General features: G+C 65.2%; 22 protein-coding genes. 11 read left to right on the forward strand and 11 right to left on the reverse strand.

From position 1 onward, the window contains the following. Window positions 1-40 precede the first annotated feature (40 nt). Window positions 41-1,666, reverse strand: coding sequence for a cytochrome c oxidase subunit I (gene ctaD / locus ACXJMY_RS27840; RefSeq protein WP_456622547.1), 1,626 nt, complete (start codon window positions 1,664-1,666; stop codon window positions 41-43). Window positions 1,667-1,754: 88 nt separating this feature from the next. Next, window positions 1,755-2,609 (reverse strand): cytochrome c oxidase subunit II, encoded by an 855-nt coding sequence (gene coxB / locus ACXJMY_RS27845; RefSeq protein ID WP_456622548.1) that lies wholly within the window; start codon window positions 2,607-2,609, stop codon window positions 1,755-1,757. Window positions 2,610-3,055: 446 nt separating this feature from the next. Here coxB and ACXJMY_RS27850 point away from each other — a divergent pair, with 446 nt between their 5' ends. From ACXJMY_RS27850 to ACXJMY_RS27865, 4 genes are all read left to right on the forward strand, one after another. Next, window positions 3,056-3,601 carry an invasion associated locus B family protein gene (locus ACXJMY_RS27850; RefSeq protein ID WP_456622549.1) on the forward strand — a complete coding sequence of 182 codons (546 nt, stop codon included), beginning with the start codon at window positions 3,056-3,058 and terminating at the stop codon, window positions 3,599-3,601. Window positions 3,602-3,720: 119 nt separating this feature from the next. Then, window positions 3,721-5,148: a metalloprotease TldD gene (gene tldD, locus ACXJMY_RS27855; protein WP_456622550.1), complete on the forward strand. Its 1,428-nt coding sequence runs from the start codon at window positions 3,721-3,723 to the stop codon at window positions 5,146-5,148. Beyond that, a complete protein-coding gene (lepB, locus tag ACXJMY_RS27860) occupies window positions 5,145-5,921 on the forward strand; it encodes a signal peptidase I (protein WP_456622551.1) in 777 nt (258 codons plus the stop codon). Before tldD ends, lepB begins: the two co-directional genes overlap by 4 nt. Window positions 5,922-5,942: 21 nt before the next feature. Continuing rightward, window positions 5,943-6,509 carry a nucleotidyltransferase family protein gene (locus tag ACXJMY_RS27865; protein WP_456622552.1) on the forward strand — a complete coding sequence of 189 codons (567 nt, stop codon included), beginning with the start codon at window positions 5,943-5,945 and terminating at the stop codon, window positions 6,507-6,509. 104 nt (window positions 6,510-6,613) lie between these two features. Here the strand turns inward: ACXJMY_RS27865 and ACXJMY_RS27870 are convergent, their stop codons facing one another. The 3 genes from ACXJMY_RS27870 to ACXJMY_RS27880 form a co-directional block, all read right to left on the reverse strand. Further along, entirely contained in the window at window positions 6,614-7,192 is a 579-nt protein-coding gene (locus ACXJMY_RS27870; protein WP_456622553.1) for a PAN domain-containing protein, read from the reverse strand. Between the two features lie 114 nt (window positions 7,193-7,306). Next, window positions 7,307-8,677 carry a glutamate--cysteine ligase gene (locus ACXJMY_RS27875; RefSeq protein WP_456622554.1) on the reverse strand — a complete coding sequence of 457 codons (1,371 nt, stop codon included), beginning with the start codon at window positions 8,675-8,677 and terminating at the stop codon, window positions 7,307-7,309. Between the two features lie 99 nt (window positions 8,678-8,776). After that, window positions 8,777-9,274 carry a MarR family winged helix-turn-helix transcriptional regulator gene (locus ACXJMY_RS27880; protein ID WP_027533069.1) on the reverse strand — a complete coding sequence of 166 codons (498 nt, stop codon included), beginning with the start codon at window positions 9,272-9,274 and terminating at the stop codon, window positions 8,777-8,779. A gap of 126 nt (window positions 9,275-9,400) precedes the next feature. On the opposite strand from ACXJMY_RS27880, the gene gstA reads away from it, so the two are divergent. The 3 genes from gstA (at window position 9,401) to ACXJMY_RS27895 (ending at window position 10,990) form a co-directional block, all read left to right on the forward strand. Further along, window positions 9,401-10,015 carry a glutathione transferase GstA gene (gene gstA / locus ACXJMY_RS27885; protein ID WP_456622555.1) on the forward strand — a complete coding sequence of 205 codons (615 nt, stop codon included), beginning with the start codon at window positions 9,401-9,403 and terminating at the stop codon, window positions 10,013-10,015. Window positions 10,016-10,128: 113 nt separating this feature from the next. Beyond that, complete coding sequence (locus ACXJMY_RS27890) at window positions 10,129-10,473, forward strand: hypothetical protein (RefSeq protein WP_456622556.1); 345 nt, start codon at window positions 10,129-10,131, stop codon at window positions 10,471-10,473. Window positions 10,474-10,681: 208 nt separating this feature from the next. Continuing rightward, window positions 10,682-10,990 (forward strand): hypothetical protein, encoded by a 309-nt coding sequence (locus ACXJMY_RS27895; protein WP_456622557.1) that lies wholly within the window; start codon window positions 10,682-10,684, stop codon window positions 10,988-10,990. Between the two features lie 535 nt (window positions 10,991-11,525). On the opposite strand, the gene ACXJMY_RS27900 is transcribed toward ACXJMY_RS27895, so the two are convergent. The 5 genes from ACXJMY_RS27900 to ACXJMY_RS27920 form a co-directional block, all read right to left on the reverse strand. Further along, window positions 11,526-13,739, reverse strand: a complete 2,214-nt coding sequence (locus ACXJMY_RS27900; RefSeq protein WP_456622558.1) for an FAD-dependent oxidoreductase — start codon at window positions 13,737-13,739, stop codon at window positions 11,526-11,528. Between the two features lie 20 nt (window positions 13,740-13,759). Next, window positions 13,760-14,968 (reverse strand): acetyl-CoA C-acetyltransferase, encoded by a 1,209-nt coding sequence (locus ACXJMY_RS27905; RefSeq protein ID WP_456622559.1) that lies wholly within the window; start codon window positions 14,966-14,968, stop codon window positions 13,760-13,762. Window positions 14,969-15,019: 51 nt separating this feature from the next. Next, on the reverse strand, window positions 15,020-15,307 hold the full coding sequence (locus ACXJMY_RS27910) for a hypothetical protein (protein WP_456622560.1): 288 nt from the start codon (window positions 15,305-15,307) through the stop codon (window positions 15,020-15,022). A 9-nt stretch (window positions 15,308-15,316) separates the two neighbouring features. Next, window positions 15,317-17,107, reverse strand: a complete 1,791-nt coding sequence (locus tag ACXJMY_RS27915) for an acyl-CoA dehydrogenase C-terminal domain-containing protein (protein ID WP_456622561.1) — start codon at window positions 17,105-17,107, stop codon at window positions 15,317-15,319. 101 nt (window positions 17,108-17,208) lie between these two features. Next, complete coding sequence (locus ACXJMY_RS27920; protein ID WP_456622562.1) at window positions 17,209-17,592, reverse strand: nuclear transport factor 2 family protein; 384 nt, start codon at window positions 17,590-17,592, stop codon at window positions 17,209-17,211. A 207-nt stretch (window positions 17,593-17,799) separates the two neighbouring features. Here ACXJMY_RS27920 and ACXJMY_RS27925 point away from each other — a divergent pair, with 207 nt between their 5' ends. Then, window positions 17,800-18,390 carry a PadR family transcriptional regulator gene (locus ACXJMY_RS27925; protein ID WP_456622563.1) on the forward strand — a complete coding sequence of 197 codons (591 nt, stop codon included), beginning with the start codon at window positions 17,800-17,802 and terminating at the stop codon, window positions 18,388-18,390. 20 nt (window positions 18,391-18,410) lie between these two features. Here the strand turns inward: ACXJMY_RS27925 and ACXJMY_RS27930 are convergent, their stop codons facing one another. Continuing rightward, window positions 18,411-19,169, reverse strand: coding sequence for an outer membrane protein (locus tag ACXJMY_RS27930; protein WP_456622564.1), 759 nt, complete (start codon window positions 19,167-19,169; stop codon window positions 18,411-18,413). A 480-nt stretch (window positions 19,170-19,649) separates the two neighbouring features. On the opposite strand from ACXJMY_RS27930, the gene ACXJMY_RS27935 reads away from it, so the two are divergent. From ACXJMY_RS27935 to ACXJMY_RS27945, 3 genes are all read left to right on the forward strand, one after another. After that, window positions 19,650-23,060, forward strand: a complete 3,411-nt coding sequence (locus tag ACXJMY_RS27935; RefSeq protein WP_456622565.1) for a hypothetical protein — start codon at window positions 19,650-19,652, stop codon at window positions 23,058-23,060. A gap of 349 nt (window positions 23,061-23,409) precedes the next feature. Continuing rightward, window positions 23,410-24,327, forward strand: coding sequence for a sulfite exporter TauE/SafE family protein (locus ACXJMY_RS27940; protein WP_456622566.1), 918 nt, complete (start codon window positions 23,410-23,412; stop codon window positions 24,325-24,327). Continuing rightward, window positions 24,324-25,094 carry a TIGR02186 family protein gene (locus tag ACXJMY_RS27945; RefSeq protein ID WP_456622567.1) on the forward strand — a complete coding sequence of 257 codons (771 nt, stop codon included), beginning with the start codon at window positions 24,324-24,326 and terminating at the stop codon, window positions 25,092-25,094. The genes ACXJMY_RS27940 and ACXJMY_RS27945 overlap by 4 nt, the downstream gene beginning before the upstream one ends. Window positions 25,095-25,238: the final 144 nt, after the last annotated feature.

A 25,238-nucleotide genomic window follows, 5' to 3' on the forward strand; every position in this document is an offset into this window, starting at 1 on the left:
TAGAGCCGCGGCGCCCGTCACGGACGCCGCGGGAGTTGGCTCACTGCACGCGCGGCAGCACTTCGAACTGGTGGAAAGGCGGCGGCGAAGGCAGCGTCCATTCCAGCGTGGTCGCGCCCGCACCCCACGGATTGGCGCCCGCGGGGACCTTTTTCATGAAGGCGTCGAACACGCAGTAGAGGAAGATCAGCACGCCGAAGCCGGAGATGTAGGAGCCGAGCGACGAGATCAGGTTCCAGCCGGCAAATGCATCGGGATAGTCGACATAGCGTCGCGGCATGCCCGACAGCCCAAGGAAGTGCTGCGGGAAGAACACCAGATTGACGCCGATGAAGGTGACCCAGAAGTGCAGCTTCGCCAGCCCTTCATTGTACATATAGCCCGACATCTTCGGGAACCAGTAGTACCAGCCGGCGAAGATCCCGAACACCGCACCGAGCGACAGCACATAGTGGAAGTGCGCGACGACGTAGTAGGTCTCCTGAAGCACGCGGTCGACGCCGGCGTTCGCCAGCACGACGCCGGTGACGCCGCCGACGGTGAACAGGAAGATGAAGCCGATCGCCCAGATCATCGGCGCGCGGAACTCGATCGAGCCGCCCCACATGGTGGCGATCCACGAGAAGATCTTCACGCCGGTCGGAACCGCGATCACCATCGTGGCGGCGACGAAATAGGCCTGCGTCGCCGACGACATGCCGACCGTGTACATGTGGTGCGCCCAGACCACGAAGCCGATGCCGCCGATCGCGACCATGGCGTAGGCCATGCCGAGATAGCCGAACACGGGCTTGCGCGAGAAGGTCGAGACGATCTGGCTGACCATGCCGAAGGCSGGCAGGATCAGGATGTACACTTCGGGGTGACCGAAGAACCAGAACAGATGCTGGAACAGCACGGGATCGCCGCCGCCGTCGGGCGCGAAGAACGTCGTGCCGAAATTGCGGTCGGTGAGCAGCATGGTGATCGCGCCGGCGAGCACCGGCAGCGACAGCAGCAGCAGGAACACCGTCACCAGGATCGACCACACGAACAGCGGCATCTTGTGCAGGGTCATGCCCGGCGCGCGCATGTTGAAGATCGTGGTGATGAAGTTGATGGCGCCGAGGATCGACGAAGCGCCCGCCAGATGCAGCGACAGGATCGCGAAGTCGACGGCCGGGCCCGGATGGCCGGAGCTCGACAGCGGCACGTACATGGTCCAGCCGGCGCCGACGCCGTTGGCGCCCGGCTCACCCTCGACGAAGGTCGACATCAGGAGCAGCGCGAAGGAGGCCGGCAGCAGCCAGAACGAGATGTTGTTCATGCGCGGGAACGCCATGTCCGGCGCGCCGATCATCAGCGGCACGAACCAGTTGCCGAAGCCGCCGATCATCGCGGGCATGACCATGAAGAAGATCATGATCAGGCCGTGAGAGGTCACGAACACATTGTAGGTGTGCGTCTCGTGGAAGATCTGCACGCCCGGATACATCAGCTCGGCACGGATCGCGACCGACATCGCGGCACCGATGACGCCGGCGATGACCGCGAAGATCAGGTACATCGTGCCGATGTCCTTGTGGTTGGTCGAATAGACGTAGCGCCGCCATCCGGTCGGATGGGCGTGCTCGTCATGTCCGTGGTCTTGGGCGTGATCGCCGTGTGCCGCTGCGCTCGTTGCCATTTTCAAATCCTGCCTTGCGTCCCATTTGGACCTTTGGAGGTCCCGCCCTTTATGTCGCTTTCAGTCCCCTTGAGCCGTCACCCGGCGCTTACTGCGCCGGGCCGACCGCGGAGGCGAAAGTGCTGGTGCCGCCGCTCGCATATTTCTTCTTCGCCGTTTCAACCCAGGAGGCGAACTCCTTGTCCTCCACGACGCGAATCGCGATCGGCATGAAGGCGTGGTCCTTGCCGCAGAGCTCCGAGCACTGGCCGTAGAACATGCCGGTCTTGGTGGCCTTGAACCAGGTCTCGTTCAGCCGCCCCGGAATGGCGTCGATCTTGACGCCGAAAGCCGGCAGCGCGAAGGCGTGGATGACGTCGGCGCCGGTGACCTGGACGCGAACCACCTTGTTGACGGGCACCACCATCTCGTTGTCGACGCCGAGCAGCCGGGGCTGCTTGTCCTGCGCCATCAGCGAGTCGAACTCGAACTTGCCGTTGTCCGGATAGGCGTAGGACCAGTACCACTGCTTGCCGGTGGCCTTGATGGTCAGGTCCGCCTTCGGCACGTCGAGCTCGAGAAACAGCAGCCGAAACGACGGCACCGCGATGCCGACCAGGATCAGCACCGGAACCAGCGTCCACGCCACCTCGATCAGCGTGTTGTGGGTGGTCCGCGACGGCACCGGATTGGCCTTCGCGTTGAACTTCACGACCACGACCACGAGCAGCGCCAGGACGAACAGCGTGATCACGGTAATCAGCACGAACAGGAAATTGTGGAACCAGACGATGTTGTCCATCACCGGGGAGCCGGATTGCTGAAGCGTCCACTCCCACGGCGCCGGTTGCCCAAGCTCGGCCAATGCCACGCCGCCCGTCGCCAGCGTCATGCCAGCCGCTACCAAGGCGACGGTGGCCAATCCCAGCAAATGCCGGCCCACCCGACCCATCGACATCCTCATGCCGTTCGCGCTCCCCTAACGAAATCACCCCAAGTGCATTCCCCTATTTCCGGGAAACGCTTATTCGATCCGCCCGTCTGACAAACTGCCATTCAAGAATACCTCTAAGAGGTATTCCGGCCAGATCGCTAGAACGCCCAAATCAAGCTTCTCAAACCATAATTCTTGATCTATCGCAATGCAGTCTTGGGGCCGGTCTGCCTGCCGTCACCCGCAAGATATTTCCATGTAACATCAGACAAAAATACCGTTTCCCGGGATGCTGCGGCTTGACAGTGGCATTGCCCGCGGTAGGCACTGGCGGATAGCCGCACAGGAACCTGATTCGTGACGGCGATGGCGGCCGTGGCGGCGTGGAATTTGCTTGGGAATCGCCTTCAAGACGCCGTCATTCTTGTATCAGTCCACCAGCGCGAGCGATCCAGGCGAGCAGAGGGACGACCCCGATGGGGCTTTCGAGATGCATGGCAAGGCAGGTTAGAAGGCAGGTTAGCGGCCTCACGGTGCTGGCAGGCCTGCTGGCTGCGGCCCTCCTCCTGGCGGTCCCGGGCCTTGCCCATGCGCAGGGCGCGGTGCGCTCCGTCCATGGCGACTGGCAGATTCGCTGCGACACCCCTCCGGGCGCCCAGACCGAGCAATGCGCCCTGATCCAGAGCGTGGTGGCGGAAGACCGCTCCAATGCCGGCCTCACCGTGATCGTGCTGAAGACCGCCGACCAGAAGAGCCGCCTGATGCGGGTGGTTGCCCCCCTCGGCGTGCTCCTGCCCTCCGGCCTCGGCCTCAAGCTCGACAACCAGGACGTCGGCCGCGCCGGCTTCGTCCGCTGCCTGCCCAATGGCTGCGTCGCCGAGGTCGTCATGGACGACAAGCTGCTCGGCCAGCTCCGCAGCGCCAAGACCGCCACCTTCATCATCTTCGAGACGCCGGAAGAAGGCATCGGCTTCCCGCTCAGCCTGAACGGCTTGGGCGAGGGCTACGACAAGCTGCCGTAGGGCGCGGGGCGGCTGGACCGCGGCGAACCTATTGTTTCCGTAATGTGAGGCATCGCGCCCTCGCGGAACCGGTCCGAAACCATTATCTTGCCTCACATCCCCCGATAATGGACGGACGCATGACAAACCCTGCCACGACCTCCCTGCTCGACCGCGCCAATCTCGACCGCGACCAGGTCCGCCACGAGGTCGCGCGCGGGCTCGCCGGCGCCGACGACGGCGAATTGTTCCTGGAGTACAGCCAGACCGAAGCGCTGATGTTCGACAACGGTCGGCTGAAGCAGGCGACCTACGACACCTCGCAGGGTTTTGGCTTGCGCGCGGTCAAGGACGATGCCGTCGGGTATGCGCATTCCTCCGACGTGTCGATCCCGGCGCTGATTCGCGCCGCCGACGCGGTCGCCGCCGTGCGCGGCGGCTATTCCGGCAGCTTCGCGGCACCGCCCCCGCATACCAATGTGCGCCTCTATGCCGACGACAACCCGCTCGACGCCCCGGGCTTCGAGACCAAAGTAAAACTGCTCGCCGAGATCGACGCCTATCTGCGCGACAAGGATCCGCGGGTGCGGCAGGTCAGCGTCAGCCTGGGCGCGACCTGGCAGGTGGTCGAGATCCTGCGGCCCGACGGCGAGAGCTATCGCGATATCCGCCCCCTGGTGCGCGTCAACGTCTCCGTCGTCGCCGGACAGGGCGACCGGCAGGAGAGCGGCAGCAAGGGCTATGGCGGCCGCGCCGGCTATGCCGAATTCATCGAGAGCAAGAACTGGCGCGACGCCGCCGACGGCGCGCTGCGCGAGGCGCTGGTCAATCTGGAATCCGTGCCTGCGCCGGCCGGCGAGATGGACGTCGTGCTCGGTGCCGGCTGGCCCGGCGTGATGCTGCATGAAGCGGTCGGCCATGGGCTGGAGGGCGACTTCAACCGCAAGAAGACGTCTGCCTTCGCCGGCCTGATGGGCCAGCAGGTCGCGGCCAAGGGCGTCACCGTGGTCGACGACGGCACCATCGCCTCACGGCGCGGCTCGCTCTCGATCGACGACGAGGGCACGCCGACCAACCGCACCGTGCTGATCGAGGACGGCATCCTGGTCGGCTACATGCAGGACCGCCAGAATGCGCGCCTGATGAACATGAAGCCGACCGGCAACGGCCGCCGCCAGGGCTATGCTCATGTGCCGATGCCGCGCATGACCAACACCTACATGCTCGCGGGCGACCGCGATCCGGCAGAGATCCTCGCCTCGGTGAAGAACGGCGTCTTTGCCGCGAATTTCGGCGGCGGACAGGTCGACATCACCTCGGGCAAATACGTGTTCCAGTGCACCGAGGCCTACAAGATCGAGAACGGCAAGATCGGCGCGCCGTTGAAGGGTGCCATGCTGATCGGCAACGGTCCGACCGACCTGCATCGCATCCGCATGATCGGCAACGACCTCGCGCTCGACACCGGCATCGGCACCTGCGGCAAGAACGGCCAGGGCGTGCCGGTCGGCGTCGGCCAGCCGTCGCTGCTGATGGAGCGCATTACGGTGGGTGGAACGGGCGCATGAGCGTTGAGAAAGTAACTGTCACCACCAAGCGGAAGAGCAGCGGTTGGGGCGGGCAGCTGGTTCAGCTCGCCGGCATCGTCGCGGCGGTGTTCATCGCCAAGGGCGCGCTGGCCGAGCCGTTCTATGTGCCGTCGGGCTCGATGGAGCCGACGCTGTTGATCGGCGACGCCTTGATCGCCTCGAAATTCCCCTACGGCTACGGTACCTCGTCGCTGCCGATCCAGATCAACCTTCCCGAGAGCGGCCGCGTCTTCGCGGAGACGCCGAAGCAAGGCGACGTCGTGGTGTTTCGCTGGCCCGGCGATCGTTCGCAGGCATGGGTCAAGCGCGTCGTGGGGCTTCCCGGCGACCGCATCCAGATGCGGCAGGGCCAGCTCTTCATCAACGACCGTCCCGCGGAGCTGAAGCCGGATGGCGTCGGCGCGGCCGAGGACGACAATGGCGGCAGCGAGCCCGCCTATCGCTATGTCGAGACGCTGCCGAACGGCGTGTCGCATCTGATCTTCAAGATGCGCGACAACGGCCCGCTCGACAACACCCAGGAAGTCACGGTGCCGCCCGGCCATCTCTTCGTGCTCGGCGACAACCGCGACAATTCCGCCGATAGCCGCGTGCCGCTGCGCTCCGGCGGCGTCGGCCTGTTGCCGATCGACAATCTGGTCGGGCGTGCGGATGCCGTGCTCGGCTCCTGGGATCTCGGCATGCGCACCCAGCCGGTGTGGACCTGGCTGTCCGGTTTCCGGCTCGCGCGGTTCTTCACCGCCGTGCATTGACCGGAAGTCCCTCACCTCACGATGAACCGCGACGAATTCCTCGCGCTCGCGCTGAGAAATCCCGTCAACATTACGATTATCGATGAGCTCGCGCGGCTCGCGCTTCCCGATGCGTGGCTGGTCGCAGGGTGCCTGGCGCAGACGGCGTGGAACGTTCTCACGGGCCGCGCGGTCGATCACGGCATCGCCGATTATGACGCGTTCTATTTCGACCCTGATACCTCATGGGAGGCGGAGGACGCTGTGATCCGCCAGCTGCAGGCGCGGCTCGGGCATCTCGGCGTCAAGGTCGAGATCCGCAACCAGGCGCGTGTGCACCTGTGGTATCCCGACAAGCACGGCCTGCCCTATCCGGCCCTGACGCGCGCGACCGATGGCATCGACCGCTTCCTGACGCAGAACACGCAAGTCGGCGTGAAGCGCGCAGGCGACGACTACGAGGTCTACGCGCCGCACGGATTCGACGACGTCGAAAGACTGATCGTGCGGCCCAATCCGGGCCTGAATTTTTCCGCGGCGAACTACACGGCGAAAGCGATGCGATGGAAGGTGCTGTGGCCGGAGATCACGGTGCTTGCGGCGGAATGAGGTGCGTAGGGTGGATTAGCGAAGCGTAATCCACCACCTTCGTTTCCGCGGAGACAAATAGTGGTGGGTTACGCCTTCGGCTAACCCACCCTACGGCACCTTGCCTACCGCACCACGCCCGACGTGAACCCGGCCTTCCGGCGCGGCGGCTTGATTTCCTTCTTCAGGAAGCAGCGTGCCTCACGGCCGGTATAGCCGGGGCGGGCATAGGTGAAGGCGCGGCATTTGTTGTCCGCGGTGCAGGCGGCCTTGCAGGCCTCCTCGCCTTCGCCGGCCTTGAGCTCGAAATTGCGCAGATCGCCGCCGGGGCGGTCGATCGACGTCTCCACGCCTTCGATCCGCGGCTCGATCACGCCGGCGCCGCGCACACCGGAAATGCAACAGCTTTCCGGCACCCGCGGCGGCACGGTGTTCTTGAGCCAGCACACCGCCGAGCCGCCCTCGACGTCGGGATAGCTGAAGCTCCAGGAGCGGCAGCGGCGGTCGCGCTCGCACAGCAGCGCGCAATCCTCCGGATCGCCCGACGTGACCGGCGTGTTGAAATAGTCGCCGCCGGGCCGGTCGAACGCCGTCTGGGCGCGCGCAGGCGGGCTCGCAAGCGCGAGCGTCAGCAGCACGACGCAGGCCGCGACCTTGGCCACGACGCTTGCCATGACGGCCCCAGGCAGGCGGCCCTTCCCCATCGGAACAGCTTTCGAGTTATTGACGACGTTCAGGTTTTTTTCAGCCGATCATTTGATCGCCGCAAACCTGTATGGGCGATGAACGGCTCAAATCCTGATCGTCGGTCTCGCGATCTAGAACGCGTATTCCGCGTAGGCCGGTTCCACCGAGCCGTTCCAGGAGCCGTTGTACTTCTCAAGCATCTCCTCGGCCGGCGTCCGGCCGGAATCGATGATGCGATCGAGCGGCTCCAGATGCCGGGTCTCGTCGCGGCCGAGCTGATCGATCCGGCCGCGCCGGCGCAGGCCGGCATGTGCCAGAACGAGGCACTCCTTGGCGATCTCGAAGAGATAGCGGTCCTTGATCCGCGACTTGAACCCGAAACGCGGCACGTCGTCGCGCAGCGACTGGCGCTCATGCGCGCTCCAGTGCTTCACCATGTCCCATGCGGCATCGAGTGCGACATCGTCGTAGAGCAGCCCGACCCAGAACGCCGGCAACGCCGGCAGCCGGCCCCACGGGCCGCCGTCCGAGCCACGCATCTCGAGATAACGCTTCAGCCGCACCTCGGGAAAAATCGTCGAGAGATGGTTGGCCCAGTCCGACAGCGTCGGGCGCTCGCCGGGCAAATTGTTGTTGCGGCCGTCGAAGAAGGCGCGGAACGAGGAGCCCGATACGTCGATGTACTCCTCGCCGCGCTTGACGAAATACATGGGCACGTCGAGCGCGTAGTCGACATAGCGCTCGAAACCCATGCCGTCCTCGAACGCCCACGGCATCATGCCGGAGCGCGCATTGTCGGTGTCGCGCCAGATCTCGGAGCGGAAGGACAGGAAGCCGTTCGGCTTGCCTTCGGTGAAGGGCGAATTGGCGAACAAGGCGGTCGCGACCGGCTGCAGCGCGAGCGAGACGCGCAGCTTCTTGACCATGTCGGCTTCGGAGGAGAAGTCGAGATTGGTCTGCACCGTGCAGGTCCGGTACATCATGTCGAGGCCGTACTGGCCGACCTTCGGCATGTAGTTGGTCATGATCTTGTAGCGGCCCTTGGGCATCACCGGGATGTCGGCGCGCGACCAGGACGGCGTCATGCCGAGGCCGAGGAAACCGATGCCGAGCGGCGTTGCGATCTCGCGCACCTGCGCCAGATGCGCCATCAGCTCGCTCTGGGTCTGGTGGACGTTTTCGACCGGCGCGCCGGAGAGCTCGAACTGTCCGCCGGGCTCGAGCGAAATCGCGCCGCCGCCGGTGACGTCGTAGAGGCCGATGATGTTGCCCTTCTCCATGATCGGCTCCCAGCCGAGCAGGAGCTTCATGCCTTCAAGCAGCGCACCGATGCCGCGCGCGCCCTCGTACGGCACGGGATGGTGGCCTTCGAGCGTGAACGGCGTCTTCTCGTGCTCGGTGCCCATGCGGAATTCGGACGGGTCCTTGCAGCCTTCCTCGAACCACGTGACGAGCTCGTCGCGCGATTGCAGCGGCGTCATATCGATCTGGTCTCGCGCCATATCAAACTCTAATCAAAAGCGCTTCGATCGAACGCGCGCGGGTGACAGGGATGGTCCGCGAACCAACCGGTTGCGCGGACGTGCTGGTTTGCCGCGCGATCATCGCGACGGCGAGGTTTCGTTGACGTTGACGACGGGCGGCAGCTTCATCTCGCCGCACGAGCAGCCCAGGCGGTCGAGCAGACCGCTGAGCTTGACGGCATCCGCGTCGGACAGTTTCGAGCCGACATATTTCTCGATCGCAGCCGAATAGGCGCCCCACATCCGCTTCTGCAACTCGCGGCCGGCTTCAGTGATCTCGACGAACTGCCCGCGCTTGTCGATCTTGCATTCGCGCCGCGAAGCGAGCCCCTCGTCGACCAGGCGGTCGATCAGCCGCGAGGTGGAATATTGCGGGATCAACATCTGGCGTTCGAGCTCCACCGGCCGCAGCTCGCCGGAGGGGGCCCGCGACAATTCGAGCAGCGCGTCGTACCATGCCAGCGGCGGGAAGCCGGCCTTCTTCAGGTCCTGCTCGACGCAGTCGAGCACACGGCTCTGCACCCGCATCAGGCGGATCCAGGCGGAGGTTGCCTCGGTCGATGGCTTGCGTTTCATGGTCCCGCTCAAACTCGTCGCCCGTCTCTTACCCCATTCGATGCACCTGCATCAATCTTGACTATTTCATGCAGGTGCATGTAGGTGATCTTTCGCCCCAACCAAGCGTCACGAGGAGGAAATTCCATGAAACTCTATTACGCCCCCGGTGCCTGCTCCCTGTCCCCCCACATCGCGCTCCTCGAAGCCGGCCTGCCCTATGAGCTGATCAAGGTCGATCTGCGGGCCAAGAAGCTCGAGAATGGCGACGATTATCTGAAAGTGAATCCCAAAGGTCAGGTCCCCGCGCTGGGCCTGGACAGCGGCGAGATCGTGACCGAAGGGCCGGTCATTGTCCAGATGATCGCCGATCAGGCCGCGGCCAAGGCGCTGGCGCCCGCCCACGGCAGTTCCGAGCGCTACAAGCTCCTGGAGTGGCTGAACTTCCTCACCTCGGAGGTGCACAAGAGCTTCGGCCCGCTGTTCGCGCCGGCGCTCAACGACGAGGCCAAGGCGTTCTTCAAGGACCGCGTCATGGGCAAGCTGAAATACATCGACAGCCAGCTCGCCGGCCGCGACTACCTCATGGGCAAGCAGTTCACGGTCGCCGACGGCTATCTGTTCACGATGCTGATCTGGGGTGACCGGATGAAGTTCGATCTCTCGGCGATGCCGAACCTCAGCGCCTACAAGACCCGCGTCGCGGCGCGGCCGCAGGTGCAGGAGGCGCTCAAGAAGGAAGGCCTTGCGCAGGCCGCATAAGGCGGCAGCCGCCATCGCCACGCGAAAGGCCGGATCGGTGATCCGGCCTTTTCATTGTGAACCAGTCGATCGGCAGCGGCGTCGAAGGACCATCTCCGCGAGACAGTTGCCCCATGAACTTGATCGTCCTCATGACTGCCGCCGGCGCGCCGCTCGCGATGCTCGGCTTGTCGACGCCGGTCTTGCCGGAGCGCAGCTGCGTCTTCATGGTCCATCCGCAGATCACCTCGGCCGTATTCGAGAGCAAGGAAGGAAAGATCGTCTTTCCGGACCGGCCGACCGAATATCCGTGCAGCTACGCCAAAGTGAAGGGCGGAACGGGCATCGCCTTCACCAATCAGAATGGCTGGCGCTTCGAGGTCCGCATCGGCCGCGGCGACGAAGGCAGCTGGAGAGCGAGCCTTGCCGACGATGCCGTCTCGGGCCGGGCGTTCTCGCCGTTCGGAGACCGCAAATAAAACGGGCCGGATCGTCGATCCGGCCCGTTTTTATTCTGCCCCGGGGCGGAGTGGGCGCGAACCCATCTCACCGGATCATCATACCTATAATTAGACTTATGAACTGCTGTTCGCCAAATGTAAGTAGTGCTGTCTTGTCACTACCCGTAAAGCGCGCGAGCTTGGCGGAATTGTTAGAGGATTATTTGTACTTTCATCGGAGTTGAACTTGACGATTGCCCTCGTCCTGATCGTCGCAAGTGCATTGGTGGGAATAGCGACAGGTTATGTTTTCAGGATCTGGGCGCTGGTATTGATTGCGCCGTTGATCGCAGTGCTCTCGGCGATCGTTCTTCGCGCTTACGAATTCGGCATGAGGGCTGGTGTGATCGTCATCGCCATCTGTCTTGCCGCCTGCCAGCTCGCCTACTTCGCGTCGGCCTACCTGCTGCACGCACGCGGGGTCTCAGCCCGCGACGAAGTCGACGGCGAGCCAGGCGAGGGAAGCCAGCATAAAATCCGCCGCCAGAACAAGTAACGCCAAAGCGGCCCAAAGCATCGGCCCCTTGCGGCGCAGGCGCGCCGGCTTCCGTTGCGGCGAGAGGCGGCCAGTTGCGGATTCAACAGCATATTTAGCGGTGAGATCGCGACCAAGCGCGGTCTTCCGCAGCACCAAAGAGTTCATCAAGGATACTTTCTTATTTCGTCTTCAACCTGCCGATAGCTCGGCAAGTGTCCCGACTGGGTTCGTGGCCCTGACCCCGAGCAAGACTAGTGCCAGGGCCGAGCAAAAGAACGGCGCCGCTTTGACGCGCCTATGACAATTGCGCGACACCGCGGCAGCGGGACTCTGGCACGGTTCCTACGCGAATTCTGTGACCGGTTCCACAACCCGGGAACAAATCTGACGCAACCGTGATGACGTCTCCCCAAACAAAAAGGCCGGATCGACGATCCGGCCTTTGTTGTTTTCGCGTAGCCCGGATGGAGCGAAGCGCAATCCGGGATCTTTACATGCGGCGAGACTGTCCCGGATTTCGCTGCGCTCCATCCGGGCTACGAAGCCAAGCGAATCAGGCCGCCGCCTTCTTCGGCGCGAATCGGCCGTAGAACGTTTCGCCCTTCGCCGCCATCTCCTCGAGCAGCTTCGGCGGCGTGAAGCGCGAGCCGTATTTCGCTTCCAGCTTGTGGYAGAGCTCGACGAATGTCTTCGTGCCCATGAAGTCGATGTAGGACAGCGTGCCGCCCGTGAACGGGGCGAAGCCGAAGCCGAGGATCGAGCCGACATCCGCCTCGCGCGGATCGGTGATGACGTGGTCCTCGACCGTGCGCGCGGCTTCCACCGCCTGCACCACCAGGAAGCGCTGCTTCAACTCCTCGACGTCGAGCGTATCGGGGTCGAGCTGCTTCGGCTGGAGCGCCGAGAGGCCCGGCCACAGGCTCTTCTGGCCCTTGCCCTTCTCCGGATAGTCGTAGAAGCCCTTGCTGTTCTTGCGCCCCAAGCGGCCCTGCTTCTCGACCATCTCCACCATCAGCTTCTTCTGATCGGGGTTGATGGCGTTCGGGCCGAGGTCGGCTTCCGTCGCCTTCATGATCTTGAGGCCGAGGTCGAGCGCGACTTCGTCCGACAGCGAGAGCGGGCCGACCGGCATGCCGGCCATCTTGGCGCAGTTCTCGATCATCGCCGGCGGCACGCCTTCCAGGAACATCTCGTTGCCTTCGGCGACGTAGCGGCCGACGCAGCGGTTGGCGAAGAAGCCGCGGCTGTCGTTGACCACGATCGGCGTCTTGCCGATCTGCCGGACATAGTCGAGCGCGGTCGCGAGCGCGACATCGCCGGTGTTCTTGCCCTTGATGATCTCGACCAGCATCATCTTCTCGACCGGCGAGAAGAAGTGGATGCCGACGAACTTGCCCTGGTCCTTGAAGGCTTCCGCAAGCGAACTGATCGGCAGCGTCGACGTGTTCGACGCGAAGATCACGTCCGGCTTCAGATATTCCTGCGCCTTGGCGAAGGTCTCCGCCTTGACCTTGCGGTCCTCGAACACGGCCTCGATGACGAGGTCGACGTCCTTCAGCGCCGCGTAGTCCGCGGTCGGCGTGATGCGCGCGAGCAGAGCTTCGGCATCCGCAGGCTTGGCGCGGCCCTTCTTGATCTGCTCCTCGATCACCTTCTGCGCATGCGCCTTGCCCTTGTCGGCGCTCTCCTGGTCGCGGTCGATCAGGACCACGTCGAGGCCGGCACGCGCGGAGACGTAGCCGACGCTCGCCCCCATGAAGCCGGCGCCGATCACGGCGATCTTCTTCACCTTGGTTGCGGGCACGTCCTTCGGACGACGCGCGCCCTTGTTCAATTCCTGCATCGACAGGAACAGGCTGCGGATCATCGCGGCCGCTTCCTTCGAGCGCAGCACCGAGGTGAAGTAGCGCGACTCCACCCGCAGCGCGGCGTCGATCGGCAACTGGAGGCCTTCATAGACGCAGCTCATGATGGCGCGCGCGGCCGGATAATTGTCGTAGGTCTCGCGGCGGTAGATCGCGTTGCCGGCCGGGAACATCATCATGCCGGCCTTGGAGAACACCGGACCGCCGGGCAGCTTGAAGCCCTTTTCGTCCCAGGGCGCGACGGCCTTGCCGCCGCCCTTGATCCAGTCCTTCGCCGCCTTGATGAGATCAGCGGCGGGCACGATGGCATGGATCAGGTTCAGCGCCTTGGCTTTCTCGACCGTGACCGGATCGCCCTTGAGCAGGATCGTCATCGCGTCCTGCGGCGGCACCAGGCGCGGCACGCGCTGCGTGCCGCCGGCGCCGGGGAACAGGCCGACCTTGACCTCGGGCAGGCCGAGCCGCGTCTTGGGATTCTCCGCCGCCACGCGATAGTGGCAGCACAGCGTGATCTCGAAGCCGCCGCCGAGCGCGAGGCCGTTGATCGCGGCCGCCCACGGCTTGCCGGACGTTTCGATCGAGCGCAGCACCAGCGAGAAGCGCCGGCTCTGGTCGAACAGCATCTGGTTCGCCGCGGTCTCGCCCTGCTCCTTGAACACCTTTGCATAGGCCTGGTTCATGCCTTCGAGCATGGACAGGTCGGCGCCGGCGCAGAACGCTTCCTTGGCGGAGGTGATGACGACGCCCTTCACCGCGGCGTCAGCGGTGGTTTCCTTGACGATCGCGTCGAGCTCATTGGTCGAGGTCTCGTCGAGCACGTTCATCGAACGGCCCGGAATGTCCCAGGTGACGAGCGCGATGCCGTCGGTGTCGGTCTCAACCTTGAAATTCTTGTAAGCCATGTTGGTTGCTCCCCTTCGCCTTAGACGCGCTCGATGATGGTGGCGGTGCCCATGCCGCCGCCGATGCAGAGCGTCACCAGGGCGGTCGCCTTGTTGGTGCGCTCGAGCTCGTCGAGCACGGTGCCGAGGATCATCGCGCCGGTGGCGCCGAGCGGATGGCCGAGCGCGATCGCGCCGCCGTTGACGTTGATCTTGGCGTTGTCGATGTCGAAGGCCTGGATGTAGCGCAACACGACGGAGGCGAAGGCCTCGTTGAGCTCGAACAGGTCGATGTCCGACTTCTTCATGCCGGAGCGCGCGAACAGCTTTTCGGTCACGTCGACCGGTCCGGTCAGCATCATCGCGGGCTCGGAGCCGATGTTCGCGAACGCGCGGATTTTTGCGCGCGGCTTCAGGCCGTACTTGCTGGCGGCCTCCTTGCTGCCGAGCAGCACGGCGCCTGCGCCGTCGACGATGCCCGACGAATTGCCGGCGTGGTGCACGTAATTGACGCGCTCGATTTCGGGGTGCGACTGCACGGCGACGCCGTCAAAGCCGCCCATCTGCGCCATCATGGTAAACGACGGCTGGAGCTGCGCCAGCGACTGCATCGTCGTCGACGGGCGCATGTGCTCGTCCTTGGCGAGGATGGTGAGGCCGTTGATGTCCTTCACCGGCACCACCGACTTGTTGAAGCGGCCCTCGTCCCAGGCCTTGGCCGCGCGCTGCTGGCTCTGCACCGCGTAGGCATCGACGTCATCGCGCGAGAAGCCGTATTTGGTGGCGATCAAATCAGCCGAGACGCCCTGCGGCATGAAGTAGGCCGGCACCGCCATCGAGGGATCCATCGGCCAGGCGCCGCCGGAGGCGCCGATGCCGACGCGGCTCATGGATTCGGCACCGCCGCCGATCACGAGTTCATGCTGGCCGCTCATGACCTGGGCTGCGGCAAAATTCACGGCATCGAGGCCGGAGGCGCAGAAACGGCTGATCTGCACGCCGGGCACGGCTTCGCCGAGGCCCGCCTTGAGCGCCGCGAAACGCGCGATGTCGGAGCCGGCTTCGCCGACCGGATCGACCACGCCGAGCACGACGTCGTCGACCGAATCTTCCGGCAAATTGTTGCGGTCCTTCAGCGCCTTCAACGGCACGGTGGCGAGCGCGAGCGCGGTCACCTCGTGCAGTGCGCCGTCGGCCTTGCCGCGGCCGCGCGGCGTGCGGACGTGATCGTAGATATAGGCATCTGCCATGGGAGCCTCCTGATTTGCAGCTATTTCGTCACGACCGCCACGCAGCCGCGATCATTCCTGAAACGTGAATTCGTAGAACAGCGGCAGCCCTTCGCCATGGCGAAGGAATTGCCGCGCGGTGTCGTAAGCCTTCATCCCCGCGCTCAGATCGAGGATGCGATCGAGCTGGGGGACGGTCGTCGTGTCGGTCAGGTAAAACCCTTCGATACCGAGAATACCGACACTGTCGGTCTCGCAGCGGTCGACGATGTCCAGAGCGGATCGTGCACAGAACTTGTCGCGACGGAGCCCGGCGCCGAAGGCGCGAAACTCCGCAATGATGGCCTCCGCTGCCGACATCGAAACTCCTCAGAACGCCTCTGCCGGCAGTTCCATGATGGTGGCGGAGCCGGCCTGGATACGCGCGAGATTGGCGGCGGTCTCCGGCAGCATCCGCTCCATGAAGAAGCGGCCGGTGACCAGCTTGGTCGAGAGATAGGGCGTCGCCCCGCTCTCGGCAATCTTGGTATTCGTCACCTTGGCCATCTTCGCCCACATGTAGCCGAGCGCGACGAAGCCGAACAGATGCAGGTAATCGGTCGCCGCGGCACCGGCATTGTCAGGCTTCATCATCGCGTTCTGCATCAGCCAGGTGGTGGCCTGCTGGAGATGGCCGAGCGAAGCCGACAGCGGGGCGATGAAGGGCTTCATCGCCTCGTCGCCGCCGTTCTCCTTGGCGAAGGCCATGACCTCGCCAAAGAACGCCATGATGGCGCGGCCGCCGTCGCGCGGCAGCTTGCGGCCGACGAGGTCGAGCGCCTGGATGCCGTTGGCGCCTTCATAGATCATCGCAATACGCGCATCGCGCACGAACTGCTCCATACCCTGCTCGGCGATGTAGCCGTGGCCGCCATACATCTGCTGCGCCTGCACCGCGTTGGCGAAGCCGTAGTCGGTGAGGAAGCCTTTCAGCACCGGCGTCATCAGGCCCATGTGGTCGTCGGCGGCCTGGCGGTCCTTGGGATCCTCGGAGCGGTGGGCGACGTCGCTCTTCAGCGCGGTCCACATCACGAAGGCGCGCGCGGCCTCGTTGAAGGCGCGGATCGACAGCAGCGTGCGGCGCACGTCGGGATGCACGATGATCGGGTCGGCCGGCTTGTCCGGCGCCTTGGTGCCGGTGAGCGAACGGCCCTGGATGCGCTCGCGGGCATAGGCAACCGCGTTCTGATAGGCGACCTCGGATTGCGCGAGACCCTGCACGGCGACGCCGAGGCGGGCCTCGTTCATCATCACGAACATGCCCTGCATGCCCTTGTTCTCTTCGCCGATCAGCCAGCCGGTGGCGCCGTCGTAGTTCATCACGCAGGTGGAATTGCCGTGGATGCCCATCTTGTGCTCGATCGAGCCGCACACCACGCCGTTGCGGGCGCCGACCGAACCGTCGGCATTCACCAGGAATTTCGGCACCACGAACAGCGACACGCCCTTGATGCCGGGGGGTGCGCCCTCGACGCGGGCGAGCACGAGGTGGATGATGTTGGAGGCCAGGTCATGCTCGCCGGCCGAGATGAAGATCTTGGTGCCCGTGATCTTGAAGCTGCCGTCGCTCTGACGCACCGCCTTGGTGCGGAGCATGCCGAGATCGGTGCCGCAATGCGGCTCGGTCAGGTTCATGGTGCCGGTCCATTCGCCCGCCACCATCTTCGGCACGTAGGTCTGCTTCTGCTCGGGCGTGCCGTGCACCAGCAGCGCCGCGGTCGCGCCCATGGTGAGGCCGCCATACATTGAGAACGCCATGTTGGCGGAGATCTGGAATTCGTTGACCGCCTGGGAGAGCGTCACCGGCAGGCCCTGCCCGCCGAACTCGGTCGGAGCCGACAATCCAAGCCAGCCGCCTTCGGCGACCTGCTTGAAGGCGTCCTTGAATCCCTTCGGCGTGGTGACGCTGCCGTCATCGGCGCGCTTGCAGCCTTCGAGATCGCCGACGCGATTCAGCGGCTGGAGCACTTCTTCGGAGAGCTTGGCGGCTTCGCCCAGGATCGCCTCACGCACGTCGCTCGATGCATCGGAGAAGCCGGGCAGATTGTCGTAGCGGTCGATCTGGAAGACGTCGTTGAGCAGGAAGTTCACGTCTTCGACGGGGGCTTTGTAGATCGGCATGGTGGTCTCCCGGCAGGGGCTTGAAGTGATGATGTTCGCGTGATTCCTGCGGCGCAGCCTTTGCAAGCAAGCTTAGCTGCTTCTGCAACCACAGGGCAGTGTCATGATTGGGCAGCGAGCTGCTCCGCCATCAGGCGATGCAGCATGTTGATGGCCTTGAGCGGACGCACCATCACCTTGAAATGCGTGATGCGCCCCTCGGGATCGAAGGTGATGATGTCGACGCCGTTGATCTCGATGCCGTCGATCATGGTCTTGAATTCGAGCACGGCGCCGTTGGCGCTCTTCCATTCGCCGACATAGGTGAAGCCGGGGCCGCCGAGCACCTTCTCGGCGCTGGCGAGATATTTGAAAGTGATGTCGCGGCCGCGCTGCGGCGAATGCACGACGGGACTTTCGAACACGGCGTCAGGATGCAGCAGGTCCCAGAGCGCTTTGCTGTCATGGGACTTCATGAAGTCGTACCAGGAATCGAGGCCGGTCATTGTCAGTTGCCTCCCGTGGATCAAAGGCGTTGGCAAAAAACTCGCAAACAACCCCATGCACAGTAGCGAGGAGGTTGATTTCGCTGGGTTTTTCGGATCGGGTTTTGACCCCGACCTCGGACTGCTTCATATGCACATTGACGCATATGCGCCAATGCGCATAAAGTCAAGCTGGTTGGTTAAAATCGAACAAGGGAGGCCGGTGCCATGGCGCTCGGCGACGCGATCCTCGCATGCCTGACGGAACGTCCGATGACGGGCTACGAGCTCGCCAAGACGTTCGACTCCTCGATCGGCTTCTTCTGGAAGGCCGACCACCAGCAGATCTATCGCGAACTCTCCAAGCTGCGCGACCGCGGCTACATCCAGGGCCGTGAGGTGGTGCAGTCCGGCAAGCCCAACAAGCTGGTTTATACGCTCACTCCCGAGGGCCGAACAGCGCTGCGGCACTGGGCCGCGCGGCCGAGCACCCCGCCCTCGATCAAGGACGACCTGCTGGTCCGCCTCCATGCGCTCGACAGCATCGATATCGAGCCGCTGCGCACCGACCTGATGGCGCGGCTGGAGCACCACCGCGACCGTCACGCCAATTACGAGCGCATCCTGAAGAAGCGTTTTCCGGAGGAAACGGCGTCGGGCGTGCTCGACCTCGGCAATTTGCTACTGCTGCGCCTCGGCGCCCGGCACGAGCAGATGGTGGCCGATTTCTGCGAGGAGGCACTCGAGGCGCTGTCGGCGATGAGCGGCAAGGGCACCGTGGTGCCGCTAGAGAACGGCAAGCGCGAGGGCAAGGGTTAAGCCGCCGGCCCGGTCCCAGCCTAGAATTTTGTGACGACCGGTGTATCCCAGTTGAACCTGACGTTCACGCCGGCGCGAACGATGTCGTCGGTCAGCCTGACATCGCGCGTGACAACGGCGAATCCGCCGAAGGCGACCGCCGGGTCGACATATCGCTTGCTGCCGAAATCGGCGTGAACATATTCGAGCTTGAAGCTCACCGCGCCCCAGCTATCGACCCAAGCCGCCCATTCACCACCGAGTCCGACCGCGAGGCCGGTGCGGGTCTTTGAATCCGTGACTTGCCCGGCTGGATTGGACACGGTGACCTCGGTGCCGGCGAAGGCGATTCCGGCAGTGCCATAGATCAGAAACTGATCGAGCGCATAGCCGACGCGGCCGCGGAACATGTCGATCCACTTCTCCCGCGTGCTGCTGGTCGCCGCCACATTGAACGGCGGCAGATCCTGCGCGGCGCCGTGCTTGTTGGTCCACGACGCGTCGTTTTCGAAGCCCAGCACCGTCTTTTCGATCTGGAAGTCGCAGCCGACGGCGCCACCCGCGACGGTGCCGGTGAGATTGAAGGTGCCTGATATCGTGGGCCCGGAGGCGTTACCGGCGCGCGCGACGTGCTCGCTCTTGCCCCAGCTGCCGCCACCCTGGATACCGACATAGCAGCCGGTCCAGTTGTACCCCGCGGGCGCCGGCGCCTTGACCGCAGGCTTTGCCACCGGGGCATCGGCGGCAACAGCGGGCGACGCCAGTCCGGCCGCTATCGCAGCCACAAGCAAACTCTTCATGTCGGCCAACATTCTCGTCAGGCAGAACGCCGAGCGAGGCGTCCTCTCTTCCTGAGACGGGCCGATCATGCCTGCGGCGAAATCTTTTCTCCGCTGTCATCGCCCGCCTTGTGCGCGGTTGCGCACTGGGGCGGGCGATCCAGTATTCCAGAGGCGGCGAGGTCAGAACCGAGAAGCCGCGGCGTACTGGATGCCCCGCCGGAGCCTGTCATCGGGCTCGCCGAAGGCGAGACCCGGTGGCGGGGCATGACACCGGTTATTTGGCGACCGGACGAGCGTCACAACGCGCTCACCCCCAGGTTCCCGCCGCCCAACTTTAAGACATCGGCAACGCATTCCTTAACCCGTTATTTACCGTAACAGGAAAAAGTCGGTTTTCGAGGCAGACGACCCGCGCAGAATTCGATTGTCTTGCAACCGGCACGCGTGGGGAGACTGGAGGCGTCGGGTGGGGCGCCGGAGTCGGGACCGGACAGAGTCATGAATTCGCGCGTATCGTGGAGTGTTGACGGCATCGATCCATCCGTGAGGGAGCGGGCCGAAGCTGCTGCGCATCGCGCCGGCATGTCACTCAACGATTGGCTGAACTCCACGCTCGGCGAAACTGCCGCACCGAACTTTCGCGGATCTTACGAGCAGCGTCCGCAAGTCCCCAACATCCCGAGCCAAGTACCGGGCCACGTGCCGAGTCAGGAAAGCCGCGAAGTCGCCGACATCCACCAGCGGCTCGACGCGATCACCCAGCAGATCGAACGGATTTCAAAACCCGCGCCGCGCCAGGAGGTGTCGCGCGAGCAAGGCGTTGCGCGCCAGCTGAACGACGCGATCTCGCGGCTCGACGCCCGGCTGTCGCAAATCTCGAAACCGCAACAACCTCCGGCACCGCGGCAGGCCCCCGTCGAATCGCGCCAGCGCCAGGCCGACGCGGTCGAGCGCGCGGCGGCGCAAGTCTATCGCAGCTCACCACCGCTGAGCCCCGCTTCGTTCGACGTCGCCGTCGCCGAGATCACCGCGCGCCAGAGCGAGCTCGACGGCTTTGCGCCGCGGCAGATGCCGCCGCGCGCCGCGCCATCGATCGCGCCTATGGCGGCTGCCTTCGCGCCGATGGCGCCGCCTGCCCCGTCCTATGCTCCGCCGCCACCGCAGCCGGGGCCGGATTTCTCGTCGCTCGAACGGCACCTGCTCAAGATCACCAGCCAGATCGAGGCGCTCCAGCGGCCGGACAATACCGAGCAGGCGATCAATGCCTTCCGCAGCGAGCTCGCGGAAATCCGCCACGCCATCACCGAGGCGATGCCGCGCCGTGCGATCGAATCGATCGAGAACGAGATCCGTTCGCTGCACCGTCGCATCGACGAGACCCGCTCCACCGGCACCGACGGCCAGGCGCTCGCCGGCGTCGAGCGCGTGCTGTCCGAGATCAAGCAGGTGCTGCGCACGCTGACGCCGGCCGAGCAGCTCACCGGCTATGACGAGGCGATCCGCAATCTCGGCGGCAAGCTCGATCTGATCCTGCGCGCCAATGACGATCCCTCGACGGTACGACAGCTCGAAGGCGCGATCTCGGCGCTGCGCGGCATCGTCTCCAACGTCGCTTCCAACGAGGCATTGGCGCGGCTCTCCGACGACGTGCAGCTGTTGTCGTCCAAGGTCGACCAGATCACCCGCGCCTCCTCCGGCCCCGGCGACAGCTTCGCCGTGCTGGAGCAGCGCATCGCGGCGCTGACGGCCGCGCTGGAAACCCGCGAGCGGCCTCAGCCTGCCGAAAGCACTGAACATCTGGAAAACGCGATCCGCGCCCTGTCGGACCGTTTCGACCGCATGCAGGTCGGCGGCGACTCGGCCTCGACTTTTGCGCATCTGGAGCAGCGGGTCTCGTATCTGCTGGAGCGGATCGAAGCCGCCTCCGATCCGCGCAGCGGAAACCTGAGCCGCGTCGAGGACGGGCTGCACGACATCCTGCGGCACCTGGAGCGGCAGCAGGCGACCTATTCCGCGCTGGCCGAGAGCCGCAATTCGGCACCGCCGCCCGATTCCGGCGTGGTCGACCTCGTCAAGCGCGAGCTCTCCGACATCCGCTACAGCCAGGCCGAGACCAACCGGAGCACCCAGGATTCGCTGGAGGCCGTGCACAACACGCTCGGCCATGTCGTCGATCGCCTCTCCATGATCGAGGGCGATCTGCGCGCCGTGCGCACGGCGCCGCCGGCCCCTGCGCCGCAGATGCCGATGCCGATGGCTGCGCCGATCGAGCCCGCGCCGATGGCGCGCGAGCAGCGGCCGCAGCAGCAGCAGCAGCCAAAATACGATCCGAAGCCCGAGCTGCCCAATCCCGCCGCCGCGCCACCGGCACATTCGGCCTTCGTCGCCGCGCCGCGCGAATTCCATGCCGCCGCACCAGTTGCGCCGCCGCCGGTGCCGACGGCCCCGCCTGTTCCGCCGCGCGCGATCAGCGAGATCCTGGAGCCACATACGACGCCCGCGCGCACCGCGCTCGCGCCCGAACTGCCGCCGGATCATCCGCTCGAGCCGGGCACCCGGCCGGGCGGGCGCGTCGCCACGCCGTCGGAGCGCATTGCCGCGTCCGAAAGCGCGATCAGCGACATTCCTGCCGCGCCGAAGGAGCCGGTGTCGTCATCGAGCTTCATCGCAGCCGCGCGCCGCGCCGCGCAGGCTGCCGCCGCGCAGCCGCCCGAGAAGCCGGCCCGTGGCGCCAAGGCCGCAATCGCCCGCGCCAAGGACAAGGGCCAGGAGGCTGGCTCGACCATCACCTCGAAGATCCGCTCGCTGCTGGTTGGCGCGAGCGTGGTCGTGATCGTGCTCGGCACGTTCAAGATGGCGATGAACCTGCTCGAAGGCGGCAACGCGCCGCCGGCGCCGCAGGCGATGGAGAACACGTCGAGCGAACCCGCCCCGCGAGCCCCCCCGCCCGTCGAGATCAAGCCCGCCGCGCCGGAACAGGTCACGCCGTCGATGACCTCGCCGACGCCGATCGGAAAGCAGTCGCAGAACAATGCTGCGCCGGTCTCCGTGACGAGCCCGAGCGGCACCGCCTCGGTCGAAATCCCGCAAACCCCGGCCGCTGCGCCAACCCCGCCTGCGGCGTCGAGCGACGTCACCGGCGCGTTGTCCGGCACGAGCCGCGCGCGGCTCAGCATGGTGCAGGTGCCACCCAGCGAGAAGCTGCCTGACGGCATCGGCGGCCCGGTGCTGCGCACCGCCGCGATGAAGGGCGATGCGGCCGCGGCCTACGAAATCGGCGTGCGCTTCGCCGAGGGCAAGGGCACGCCGGCGAATTACGACGAAGCCGCCAAATGGTACGACCGCGCGGCGCAGGCCGGCGTGGTGCCCGCGATCTTCCGCCTGGGCACCCTGTACGAGAAGGGCCTCGGCGTGAAGAAGGACGCCGACATCGCCCGCCGCTACTACACGCAGGCCGCGGAGCGCGGCAACGCCAAGGCCATGCACAATCTCGCGGTGCTCGATGCCGACGGCGGCGGACGCGGCGCCAATTACAAGAGCGCGGCGCAGTGGTTCCGAAAAGCGGCCGACCGCGGCGTCGCCGACAGCCAGTTCAACCTCGGCATCCTCTATGCACGCGGCATCGGCGTCGAACAGAACCTCGCCGAATCCTACAAATGGTTCACCCTCGCGGCTGCCCAGGGCGACGCGGATGCGGCCGGCAAGCGCGACGACGTCGCAAAGCGCCTCGATCCGCAGTCGCTTGCCGCCGCCAAGCTCGCGATCCAGACCTTCAGCGCCGAGCCGCAGCCCGACGACGCCGTCAATGTCGCGGCGCCCGCCGGCGGCTGGGACAGCGCGTCGCAGGCCAACGCGAAGCCGGCACCGAAGCCGGTCGCGACCAAGCGCTCGGCCTCGGCCGCGCATTGAGCCGCATAGCATTAGATTGAACCAAGCGGGCCACGGGCTCGGTGCACCTCTCCCGCTTGCGGGAGAGGTCGGCGCTCGCAAGAGCGCCGGGTGAGGGTTTTATCCTCTTGGGGAGTCTCACTGCGGAGACACCCTCTCCCCGACCCTCCCCCGCAAGCGGGGGAGGGAGCGCACCTCCATTGTCGCAACGATCACGCCCAATCCCATCACCCTCCTCGCGTCCATTCACCACGCCCAAGATTCCTGATCCGCACGGCCACGAATTCGGCTATTGAAGAGCGCGGCAATCGTTCCGCCCTCCCGCGAGCATTCCGCGCAATCGATCCGACTCGCCGGAGCGTGATCCCCGATGCAGCTCTACCTCCCGATCGCCGATCTGCCGGTCAACATCTTCCTGGTGCTGGCGATGGGCGCGGCCGTCGGCTTCGTCTCCGGCATGTTCGGGATCGGCGGCGGCTTCCTGATGACGCCGCTGCTGATCTTCATCGGCATCACGCCGGCGGTCGCGGTCGCCTCGGTCGCGAGCCATATCGCCGCCTCGTCGTTTTCCGGCGCGCTCTCTTATTGGCGGCGGCGTGCAATCGACCCGGCGCTTGCCAGCGTCTTGCTATGTGGCGGCGTGACCGGCACCGCGCTCGGGGTCTGGACCTTCACGCAGCTCCGCGCGCTCGGGCAGCTCGACCTGATGATCGCGCTGTCCTACGTCGTGCTGCTCACCACCGTCGGCAGCCTGATGTTCTCCGAGGGCCTGCGCGCTTTGATGCGGACCCGCCGCGGCGCGGTGCCGCCACGGCGCACGCACAACTGGATCCACGGCCTGCCGCTGAAGATGCGGTTCAAGCGCTCGAAGATCTATCTGTCGGTCATTCCCGTGGTGATCGTCGGCGTGGCGATCGGCTTCATCGGCGCGATCATGGGCATCGGCGGCGGCTTCATCCTGGTGCCGATCATGATCTATCTGCTGCGGGTGCCGACCTCGACGGTGATCGGAACCTCGATGGTGCTCACGCTCGTCACCATGCTGTTCGCGACCATGCTGCACGCGATGACCAATCATCTGGTCGACGCGGTGCTGGCGCTGATCCTGATGGTCGGCGGCGTCACCGGCGCGCAGTTCGGCGCCCGCGCCGGCCAGAAGGTCCGCGGCGAGCAGTTGCGGCTGCTGCTGGGCCTGTTGATCCTCTCGGTGGGTGTCCGCTTCGCGATCGAGCTCGTGATCCGGCCTGAAGATCTCTTCACCATTCGCGAGCTGGGAGTGAGCGGATGATGCGCGCGCTCGTTGCAGTTGTTCTCGTCCTTCTGCTCGGATCCGCCGCGCGCGCCGAGCGGCTGATCGTGTCGGTCTCCAACCACCGCGTCACGGTGACGCCGAACTATTCCGGCGAGGAGCTGGTGCTGTTCGGCTCGGTGGAGAGGGATGCCGCCACGCCCGCCGACCGCACGGCGTACGATCTCGTCGTCACCGTGATGGGCCCGCGCGCCGACATGGTGACGCGGCGCAAGGAGCGCACCTTCGGCATCTGGATCAACACCGACTACCGGCAGTTTCTCCAGGTGCCGAGTTATCTGGCGCTGTTCGCCAACCGCTCGCTCGACCTGATCACCTCGCCCGAGATCGCGCGGCGGCAGCAGATCGGGCTCAACAACGTGCTGTTGATGCAGCGGGTCAGCGGCGACTATGCCGACGTGGTGCCGAACGACGCATTCCGCTCCGCCTTCATCCGGCTGCGCTCCCAGCGCGGGCTCTATCGCGAGGACGCCACCGCGGTGACGTTCCTGACGCCAACGCTGTTCCGCACCGGCATTCCGTTGCCGGCAGAGGTGCCGATCGGCACCTACGAAGTCGAAATCAAGCTGTTTGCGGGCGGCGCCTTCGTCACCAAGACCGACACCGCCTTCGAGATCGTCAAGGTCGGCTTCGAGCAGTTCGTCGCGACCACCGCGCGGCAGAACGGGTTCGTCTACGGTCTCGTCACCGCGGCGATGGCGCTGATGACGGGATGGATGGCGTCGATCGTGTTTCGGAAGGATTGAGAGGACGTTCGTTGTGAGCGAAAGCCTCCAACAACACTTCCGACGTCGTCCCGGCGAAGGCCGGGACCCATAGCCACCGAGAGCAGTTACGGCGTCAAGCTGCCCACCACGAGTCTTCGTCAAACTTCTCCCTGTGGGTATGGG

The organism is Bradyrhizobium sp. P5_C12, assembly GCF_054049735.1.

Bases quoted from the DNA above. Each gene is read 5' to 3' on its own strand.
- ACXJMY_RS27935 (WP_456622565.1), top strand. From the start codon at position 19,650: ATGAATTCGCGCGTATCGTGGAGTGTTGACGGCATCGATCCATCCGTG.
- ACXJMY_RS27870 (WP_456622553.1), bottom strand. From the start codon at position 7,192: ATGGGGAAGGGCCGCCTGCCTGGGGCCGTCATGGCAAGCGTCGTGGCC.
- gstA (WP_456622555.1), top strand. From the start codon at position 9,401: ATGAAACTCTATTACGCCCCCGGTGCCTGCTCCCTGTCCCCCCACATC.
- ACXJMY_RS27905 (WP_456622559.1), bottom strand. From the start codon at position 14,968: ATGGCAGATGCCTATATCTACGATCACGTCCGCACGCCGCGCGGCCGC.
- ACXJMY_RS27850 (WP_456622549.1), top strand. From the start codon at position 3,056: ATGGGGCTTTCGAGATGCATGGCAAGGCAGGTTAGAAGGCAGGTTAGC.
- ACXJMY_RS27880 (WP_027533069.1), bottom strand. From the start codon at position 9,274: ATGAAACGCAAGCCATCGACCGAGGCAACCTCCGCCTGGATCCGCCTG.
- ACXJMY_RS27865 (WP_456622552.1), top strand. From the start codon at position 5,943: ATGAACCGCGACGAATTCCTCGCGCTCGCGCTGAGAAATCCCGTCAAC.
- ACXJMY_RS27930 (WP_456622564.1), bottom strand. From the start codon at position 19,169: ATGAAGAGTTTGCTTGTGGCTGCGATAGCGGCCGGACTGGCGTCGCCC.
- ACXJMY_RS27925 (WP_456622563.1), top strand. From the start codon at position 17,800: ATGGCGCTCGGCGACGCGATCCTCGCATGCCTGACGGAACGTCCGATG.
- ACXJMY_RS27910 (WP_456622560.1), bottom strand. From the start codon at position 15,307: ATGTCGGCAGCGGAGGCCATCATTGCGGAGTTTCGCGCCTTCGGCGCC.
- ACXJMY_RS27940 (WP_456622566.1), top strand. From the start codon at position 23,410: ATGCAGCTCTACCTCCCGATCGCCGATCTGCCGGTCAACATCTTCCTG.
- ACXJMY_RS27920 (WP_456622562.1), bottom strand. From the start codon at position 17,592: ATGACCGGCCTCGATTCCTGGTACGACTTCATGAAGTCCCATGACAGC.
- ACXJMY_RS27875 (WP_456622554.1), bottom strand. From the start codon at position 8,677: ATGGCGCGAGACCAGATCGATATGACGCCGCTGCAATCGCGCGACGAG.
- ACXJMY_RS27915 (WP_456622561.1), bottom strand. From the start codon at position 17,107: ATGCCGATCTACAAAGCCCCCGTCGAAGACGTGAACTTCCTGCTCAAC.
- tldD (WP_456622550.1), top strand. From the start codon at position 3,721: ATGACAAACCCTGCCACGACCTCCCTGCTCGACCGCGCCAATCTCGAC.
- lepB (WP_456622551.1), top strand. From the start codon at position 5,145: ATGAGCGTTGAGAAAGTAACTGTCACCACCAAGCGGAAGAGCAGCGGT.
- coxB (WP_456622548.1), bottom strand. From the start codon at position 2,609: ATGAGGATGTCGATGGGTCGGGTGGGCCGGCATTTGCTGGGATTGGCC.
- ACXJMY_RS27890 (WP_456622556.1), top strand. From the start codon at position 10,129: ATGAACTTGATCGTCCTCATGACTGCCGCCGGCGCGCCGCTCGCGATG.
- ACXJMY_RS27945 (WP_456622567.1), top strand. From the start codon at position 24,324: ATGATGCGCGCGCTCGTTGCAGTTGTTCTCGTCCTTCTGCTCGGATCC.